This window comes from Azotosporobacter soli, from assembly GCF_030542965.1.
Lineage (GTDB): Bacteria > Bacillota > Negativicutes > SG130 > SG130 > Azotosporobacter > Azotosporobacter soli.
In genome coordinates, this window is sequence record NZ_JAUAOA010000032.1 from 20,394 (window position 1) to 28,331 (window position 7,938).

Consider the following 7,938-nt stretch of genomic DNA (forward strand, 5'->3'; position numbering starts at 1 on the left):
GGACGCCGCAGATCCCCATTGATCAAAAACGTGATAAAGCCACATCCACTTGAAGATCACGAAAGCCATCTTCAAATCCGGCAATAAACGGCAGTTTTTCTTCTTCTGGCAAAGCAAAAATTTGGCGCAGCATTTCCGGCAACACATTCATAACATGCGGCATCGAAAAGGCCCATGCCTTAACGCCGATCAATAAAAAAGAATCGCTGCGATGCAAATCATAATGGCAATATTGGTCAATCAGCGCCTTCACCTGCACAAAATCCGGTACGCCATCCGCCTGGCAGGGCGCATGAAATCGCACCAACTCCGCTGGCATCCCATAATGCTTTGCCAGGCCGCCTTCCAATTTCCCCGTTAACTCTCCGCCTAAATCCTCCAACCAGAAGCGCATCTGCGACCAGGCGGCTTCATTTTCAAACACTTCATAGGGCCGTTCATATTTCAACAAAACAAATACACTCCTGCAATCCCAGACATATCGCTACTCTTTTTAGCGTAACTTCATATGACATTCAAAATTTTCGCTACCACCATGCCTATCATCAGGACTCCTGCCAAGACCGCATACATTTTCCAGCCTGTTTCTTTACGCGCTCTTTTTCTTGCTGCCTGAAGCAACAGCAACGGAATACTGGTCATCACAAGTAACAATACGATCGTTATCATTTATTCTCCTACCCTCCCAAGACGACAATGGTTAGAAAGATTCCCCGTCCACCACTTTGTTTCCTGCCGCCTTATAAAAATACATTCTCAAACCATCGCACATATATCACTTTTTCAGCGCAAAGATAGTTTTCCGCAAAAGATATTCTTGCTAATAATTAATTTAAGTACTATTATTCTTATTAAAAGAAATATTTAAAATAAAAAACTAACGAAAGAAGTGTTTGTGTGGATAAAAATGATTTGTCTATCATCCGCCACTTACTGCAGTCCGGTCGGGCAACCTGGGCCGAACTGGCGAATCTTGTCGGCCTGACTCCACCAGCCGTTGCCGAACGGGTACGCAAGCTTGAAGATTCCGGCGTCATCACCGGATATGCCGCGCTTGGCAATCCTCTCTTGCTCGGCTGCAGCGTAGCAGCTTTCATCTCGGTAACACTCGAACACCCACGCTATCGTAGCGACTTTCTCCATTTGACGCAAACGCAGTCGTTGGTGATGGAATGTCATCACGTCGCCGGCGAAGCGGATTATATTCTTAAGGTTCGCTGTCGCACAACCGCCGAGCTGGAAACCTTCATCAGCGAGACTTTAAAAGCATTGCCAGGCATATCACGCACGCGAACCACGGTAATCCTTTCTTCCAGCAAAGAAAATCCGCGTCTGCCGTTAGGAGATGATGCATAATGGAATGGATTTGGTTAAAGGGTGTTTTGCTCGGCCTCTCGATTGCCATTCCACTCGGACCGATCGGAATATTATGCATTCGCCGTTCCCTTTCGGGCGGATTCTGGCACGGATTTTACACCGGCATCGGCACTGCGTCAGCCGATGCGTTATACGGCATAGCCGCCGCTTTTGGTTTCGCAGCGCTGCATCGCTTCATCCTGCTCAGTCAAATCTGGCTGCAGGGACTCGGCGGCCTGTTTCTTCTTTATCTGGCAAACCAAATTTTTCGTTCACATACGCCGGATATTGACGGCAGGCGAACAGATGATTCCAATTATCGGCATGCAGCCGCTTCGTCATTTGCTTTAACTCTGACCAACCCGATGACCATTTTATCTTTTGCGGCCCTGTTCGCCAGCGTCGGCATTATCGAAGCAGAAAACCTCTCTGTCACACTCAGTTTCGTGTTTGGCATCTTCAGCGGTTCCTTGCTGTGGTGGCTGTTGCTTAGCTCGCTCGCCGCTTGGTCTCGTCAATGTTTAACCGCGCGCAGCCTGCAAAACCTGCAATATCTCGCAGCCGTGGTAATTGCAGCCTTTGGCACCGCCGCTCTCTGGTCATTCGCACGGCAAATTTAAGGCCATTTCCATTACACGGCGAGAGGGACCGCCTTAGATAGCGAGCGCTATCTAAGGCGGTCCCTCTCGTTCTTTTCAGCCTAGTTTTTTAGCCACGCGCGGCGCCTGCAATGCAGCAACTTCCGGCACGTTCGTTCCCAGTAACGGTTCCAGATAACGTCGAAACGCTTCCGTGACATGGAATCGGTCGCGCAATAAAAATTCTTCCGGCATATATTTGGTCTTACCGGCCAGTTCATCAAGAGGCGTCAAACGGTATTCGATCCGATAATTGCCGATACGATGCAGTGTGATAGAACCGTCCGCATCACTATGCACTGCGAATTGCACCGCTTTTTCGCCCGCTTCACGCGCCTCTTGCGCATCGGTATCCGAGACGCAACCTAAGAAAGAACGTTGCAGATAACCAAATGTATCGCCCCGCACACGAGAAATAGCCAGCCGTTTTTTTACCGCCTTGGCCAGCAAATCGCCAAGCGCTCCGGTTCCCGACAGCGTGACATTGCCATGTGCATCCCTTTCGGCGTCCTGCATTAATTGCAGAAGAATGGGTTGCCCTGCTTCATCGCGTATCCCTTCTGACACCGCCGCAACGCAATAACCATGCTCTTTATAGGCCGCTTCAACCTGATCCAAAAATTCTTCCATCGTGAACACATGTTCCGGCAGACAAATCAAATGCGGGCCATCGCCTGCGCAACGTTGTGCAGCCGCAGCCGCAGCCGTTAGAAATCCCGCATGGCGCCCCATAACGACGCCGATATAAACGCCAGGCATCGCCTGCATGTCCAGATTCATTCCGGCAAAAGCCTGCGCAACAAAGCGTGCTGCGGAACCAAAGCCCGGCGTATGGTCTGTAACCAGCAAATCATTGTCTATTGTCTTTGGAACGTGTATGGCGCGAAACTCATATCCGTCCGCCTGCGCCTGACGACTGAGAATACGAACCGTATCCGATGAATCATTGCCTCCAATATAAAAGAAATAACGGATATCATGCGCTTTCAGTACGCGATAGATTTTCCGACAATACTCTTCGTCCGGTTTGGCCCGCGTAGAGAACAATGCCGAAGAAGGAGTTGCAGCAACTTCGGCCAGATTATGACTGCTGACTTGGCTCAAATCAACCAATTCTTCGCGGATCAACCCTTCGACCCCATGCAGCGCCCCATATATGCCGGTGATTTGCGGCCAGCGACGGGCTTCTTCAATGATGCCGACTAAAGTTTGATTAATGACTGCCGTGGGTCCACCACCCTGAGCAACTAAAGCTCTCCCCATCATCGTGATTCTCATCCTTTCAGCTCATAATTATAGTACAACAAATATTATAATCCTCCATACTATTAAAAAAAAGCTTTTTTTCTTACTTCACTATAATTAGTAATCTTATCGTTCCGGCAGGAAAGAAGTTCGAGCTGTCGAAATTTTCAATATAGTTTACGTTTCATTTTCTAATGTGCTAAAGGAGGCTCCGACATGAAAACCGTTTTTTTAAAGCGCTGTTCGATTTTCTTGAGCTTCTTCTTTTTTTTCTTTCTCTACGCGACAGACAAAGTTTTTATGCAGCCAGCTTCATCACTTTCCGAAAGCTATATTAGTGAAACCCTTTCCAGTCGTGAAGGCTTGTCGCAAAATTGGATCACCTGCCTGCTAAAGGACCGACTCTCCGGCCTGATGTGGTTCGGCACGTTAGACGGACTTTATGTTTACGATGCCTACTCCTTTCATATTTATAAATATGATCGAATGACACAAACCTCTTTGCCGCGTGATGCCATTTTATCATTACACCAGGATCGAAACGGCACCATCTGGGTCGGGACATCCGGCGGCTTAGCCCGTTTCAACCGCATCACAGATAACTTTACCGTTTGGCGCCATGACCCTCTCGACCCCTCAAGCCTCAGCAACGATGCCATCAGCGTAATCTATGACGACACGCAGGGGAATCTTTGGTTCGGCAGCCAAGACGGTTTAAATCTCATGCAACCTTCGAGCAATCAATTCATTCGTTTTCTTCATGCTTCGGACAACTTAAGCACGCTTAGCAACAACCATATTACGACGATCTTTCAAGACAGTAGCGGGTTTCTCTGGATCGGCACAGAAGACGGTTTGAATCTTTTTCATCCCGATTCGAGCACTTTCGAACGTTACACGGCAGAATACAGCCGCCTTTTATCTGCAAGCGAGCGAAAAAAAGTTTACAGCGGTCTGCCGCAGCCTCATATAACCGCGTTGACAGAAGACCGTGCAGGTCGCCTTTGGCTTGGCACAAACAGAGGCTTAATCGAATACCAACGTGCCGCCAGGCTCTTTGTCCAGTATAATCAAGATTCCGAGCAGTCCGGCAACTTGTCGTCTGAGATGATTACCGCTTTACTGCCCGCAGCAGACGGAAGACTCCGCCTTGCTACAGAAGGGGGTCTCATTTTTTTCGATCCTAAAGAAGAACTCTTTAGAACAATTCAAGAAGCCGCCCAAAGTACAAACAGCCGCAGCAATAATTATATTGCCGCGATGCTAGAAGATGATCGCCAAATTCTTTGGCTGGCAACTCACGGCAACGGAATCGAAAAAATAAGACAAAACCCGTTTGTATGGTACGGAAGAAGCGCCTCTCCAGCTTTTCAGCTAAGCGACAATCACGTCAGATCCATCCTCACAGCTCCTGACGGTACCCTTTGGATCGGCACGCAAAATGGCCTAAACCATATCGACCAAGCGAAAAATCTCGTCCATTCTTTTTTTCATCAACAAGGCAATGCCAGCAGCCTGCCGCACAGCCAAGTTAATGCGATTGCCCAGGATAGCAGAGGCACGCTTTGGTTCGGCACGCCAGCAGGACTTTCCCGTCTCCAAAGCGACGGCGCTTTCGCTACCTTGCTGCATGATCCCTCCGTTTATAACACGCTGACGCATAACAATATCAGCACTCTTTATCCCGATCCTTCAGGAAAATTGTGGATCGGTACAATGGGTGGCGGACTTACTCTTTACGATCCTGCCAGCGGCCTTTTTACGCCTTATCGTTATAACCTTCACGACCCCAACAGCTTAAGCAACAATTATGTTCAGTCCCTCACACTTGATCGGCGTGGCATTTTATGGGTCGGAACCAGCGACGGACTGAATCGTTTTGATCGAAGCCGTGAAGAGTTTATCCGCTATAAACACGACTACCGCGACCCAAACAGCCTGAGCAACTCAAACATTACCGCCATTCACGAGGATAAGCTCGGCAATTTGTGGATTGCCACCTGGGGCGGCGGCTTAAACCGCTATGACCCAGCTAAAGACGGTTTTATCGCTTATCAGCAAAAAGATGGCCTTAGCAGCAATATTTTATTAGGCCTGCTGGAAGACCAACAAGGCGATCTTTGGTTAAGCAGTGATCGCGGTTTGACGAAATTCGATCCCGCCAATAACACTTATCACATTTTTACCGTTTCTGACGGTCTGCAAGGCAATGAATTTAACCTGGGCGCTTACAGGCAAAGTCAAAATGGCGATCTTTATTTCGGCGGCCAAAACGGTCTTAACCGATTTTCTCCTGAAACCATTCTCGAGAAAAAATTCACGCCGAAAGTTATCCTGACTCGCTTCAAGGTCTTTGACCATGAAATTCCGCTAGCGTTAAGCAGTACAGACCCCGTCAAGATTCACCTCTCTTACAAAGATAACTATTTTTCCCTCGAATATGCTGCAATCGACTATATGTCACCGGAAAAGATAAAATACGCTTATCGCCTCGATGGCTTTGACTCCGATTGGGTGGATGCCGGCACGCGCCGTTTTGCCAGTTACACCAATCTTGATGGCGGCAGCTACACTTTTCGAGTCAAGGCAACCGACAGCGACGGCGTTTGGACGGAAGAAGAGTTAAAGCTGCAAATCTTTATCAGTACGCCCCCCTGGAAAAGCTGGTGGGCCTATTCCTGCTACCTACTTTTTTCCGGAAGCATCATTTGGCTACTTATGCGCTACAGCAGCCTGCGCAGCGCTCAAAAAGTAGAAGCCCGTTCTTCTGCTGAGATACGAAAACTCTGGCAAGCAATCGAACAAAGCGAGCATGCCATTTTAATCTCCGACATCCATGGTAAAATCGAATACGTCAACCATAACTTTTGCCAAGTTTCCGGTTATGACTTAATGCAGTTAAAAGGAGAGCTTGCTTCGCGGCTGCAAGATTTGAACATTCAAGGCTCAACAAGTTTTGAAAAGCTCTGGCGTCCTTTTTGGTCACTGCTTAATCCGCCGAATGAACAGCGTCGCGAATTGTTTTTGCAGCGCCAAAACGGTCTCTCCTATTGGGGATTGATCGTCATCTCGCCGATTCGCAATTCGCTCGGAGAAACCCTTTCTTTTCTCCTTACAATGGGCGATATAACCGATTTGAAGTCAGCCGAGCAAAAACTGTCTGACACGAACGAAGAGCTCTCGCAAACATTAGCTGAGCTACGCAACACGCAAACGGAGTTGTTGCGCCAGGAAAAAATGGCGGCACTTGGCGAATTAGTCGCCGGCGTCGCACATGAGATCAACACGCCGGTCGGCGTTGGCATCACCGCCGTCTCTTTCCTCTCGCAGCAAGCAGAAGATTTTTTCCGCTTGTTTCAGACTACGGCGTTGCGCAAGAGCGATGTAGAAAAGTTCATTGAAACTTGCCAGGAAAGCAGCCAAATCATTCATTTGAATCTGGTGCGAGCCGCAGAACTGGTGAAAAGTTTCAAACAGGTGGCTGTTGATCAAACCTCTGAACAGGAGCGCGACTTTAATCTTGACGAGTATTTGCATAGCATTCTGCTTAGCCTTCATCCCGCATTAAAGAAGACGAAGATCACTGTGACCGTCGATTGTCCGCCCGCTTTGCATTTATATAGTTATCCCGGAGTTTTTTCACAAATTATCACCAACCTGATCAGCAACTCACTGCTCCACGCTTATCAACCGGACGATAGCGGCACGATTACGCTTAACGTGACGGCGGATGAAGTTGCGCATCTGCTTACGCTTTCTTATCAAGATGACGGCAGAGGCATGACGAGCGAAGTGCTAAAGCGAATTTTCGATCCGTTTTTCACAACCAAACGAACCAGCGGTACCGGGCTCGGTATGCACATTGTCCATAATCTGGTCGTACAAAAACTGCATGGTCGCATCGATGTTTCCAGCCATGAAAATAAAGGTTTTAGATGCGTAATCCAGATTCCTCTTCCGCCGAGTGATACGCAATCTCGCTAAAGGAATCAGGACCACCCGTCTAACGGGTGGTTTGCTTTAGCCCTATAAGGGCATAATACTGGCTGAGTCTCAAGACTCGCTGAATAGTCCGCCAACCGCATAGCCTTTTCAGTCTACCCCTAAAGGGGTCTTATTTCGACTTTTTTGCTGGCTCACCCGTGAACGGGTCAACTAGCTCTTTCAAAGTAAGTTGCTCGGCGATCACATCGTCTTTTAACTGATTTTTGATATACTCTTCAATTGCTTTTTTATTTCGACCTACTGTATCTACATAGTATCCTTTACACCAAAACTGTCGATTGCCATATCGATATTTCAAGTTCGCATGCCTATCAAATATCATTAATGAACTCTTTCCTTTTAGATACCCCACAAAACTTGACACGCTTATTTTCGGCGGTATGCTTACCAACATGTGAACGTGATCCGGGCAAGCACTTGCTTCTATAATTTCAACACCTTTATGTTCGCATAGCTTTCTCAGTATAACTCCGATATCACTTTTTATTTTCCCATATATGATTTGTCTTCTGTATTTCGGTGCGAAAACTATATGGTATTTGCATTTCCATTTTGTGTGTGCTAAACTGCTGTTATCCATTTTGGATACTCCTCCTTTGTTAGTTTATGCGGTCGGCAAACCTGCATTTATTCTAGCAAAGGAGGCTTTTCTTTTCTACTTATAGCTATAAGCTTTCCGGAACCACACGCCTAG

7 protein-coding genes are annotated in these 7,938 nt (G+C 47.6%); 3 read left to right on the top strand and 4 right to left on the bottom strand.

The window, feature by feature from the left end; genetic code table 11:
- Positions 1-22: 22 nt before the first annotated feature.
- Positions 23-451, bottom strand: a complete 429-nt coding sequence (locus QTL79_RS17360) for a hypothetical protein (RefSeq protein WP_346356210.1) — start codon at positions 449-451, stop codon at positions 23-25.
- A gap of 53 nt (positions 452-504) precedes the next feature.
- Positions 505-669, bottom strand: coding sequence for a hypothetical protein (locus tag QTL79_RS17365; protein WP_346356211.1), 165 nt, complete (start codon positions 667-669; stop codon positions 505-507).
- Between the two features lie 228 nt (positions 670-897).
- On the opposite strand from QTL79_RS17365, the gene QTL79_RS17370 reads away from it, so the two are divergent.
- Positions 898-1,356, top strand: a complete 459-nt coding sequence (locus QTL79_RS17370; protein ID WP_346356212.1) for an Lrp/AsnC family transcriptional regulator — start codon at positions 898-900, stop codon at positions 1,354-1,356.
- Positions 1,356-1,976, top strand: coding sequence for a LysE family translocator (locus tag QTL79_RS17375; RefSeq protein WP_346356213.1), 621 nt, complete (start codon positions 1,356-1,358; stop codon positions 1,974-1,976). The genes QTL79_RS17370 and QTL79_RS17375 overlap by 1 nt, the downstream gene beginning before the upstream one ends.
- A 75-nt stretch (positions 1,977-2,051) precedes the next feature.
- On the opposite strand, the gene QTL79_RS17380 is transcribed toward QTL79_RS17375, so the two are convergent.
- Positions 2,052-3,260: a 6-phosphofructokinase gene (locus QTL79_RS17380; RefSeq protein WP_346356214.1), complete on the bottom strand. Its 1,209-nt coding sequence runs from the start codon at positions 3,258-3,260 to the stop codon at positions 2,052-2,054.
- A 195-nt stretch (positions 3,261-3,455) separates the two neighbouring features.
- Between QTL79_RS17380 and QTL79_RS17385 the strand changes: the two genes are divergently transcribed.
- Positions 3,456-7,223, top strand: a complete 3,768-nt coding sequence (locus QTL79_RS17385) for a two-component regulator propeller domain-containing protein (protein WP_346356215.1) — start codon at positions 3,456-3,458, stop codon at positions 7,221-7,223.
- A gap of 130 nt (positions 7,224-7,353) precedes the next feature.
- Here QTL79_RS17385 and tnpA read toward each other — a convergent pair whose 3' ends face one another.
- Positions 7,354-7,824, bottom strand: coding sequence for an IS200/IS605 family transposase (gene tnpA / locus QTL79_RS17390; RefSeq protein WP_346353254.1), 471 nt, complete (start codon positions 7,822-7,824; stop codon positions 7,354-7,356).
- Positions 7,825-7,938: the final 114 nt, after the last annotated feature.

Bases quoted from the DNA above. Each gene is read 5' to 3' on its own strand.
- QTL79_RS17365 (WP_346356211.1), bottom strand. From the start codon at position 669: ATGATAACGATCGTATTGTTACTTGTGATGACCAGTATTCCGTTGCTG.
- QTL79_RS17385 (WP_346356215.1), top strand. From the start codon at position 3,456: ATGAAAACCGTTTTTTTAAAGCGCTGTTCGATTTTCTTGAGCTTCTTC.
- QTL79_RS17380 (WP_346356214.1), bottom strand. From the start codon at position 3,260: ATGATGGGGAGAGCTTTAGTTGCTCAGGGTGGTGGACCCACGGCAGTC.
- QTL79_RS17375 (WP_346356213.1), top strand. From the start codon at position 1,356: ATGGAATGGATTTGGTTAAAGGGTGTTTTGCTCGGCCTCTCGATTGCC.
- tnpA (WP_346353254.1), bottom strand. From the start codon at position 7,824: ATGGATAACAGCAGTTTAGCACACACAAAATGGAAATGCAAATACCAT.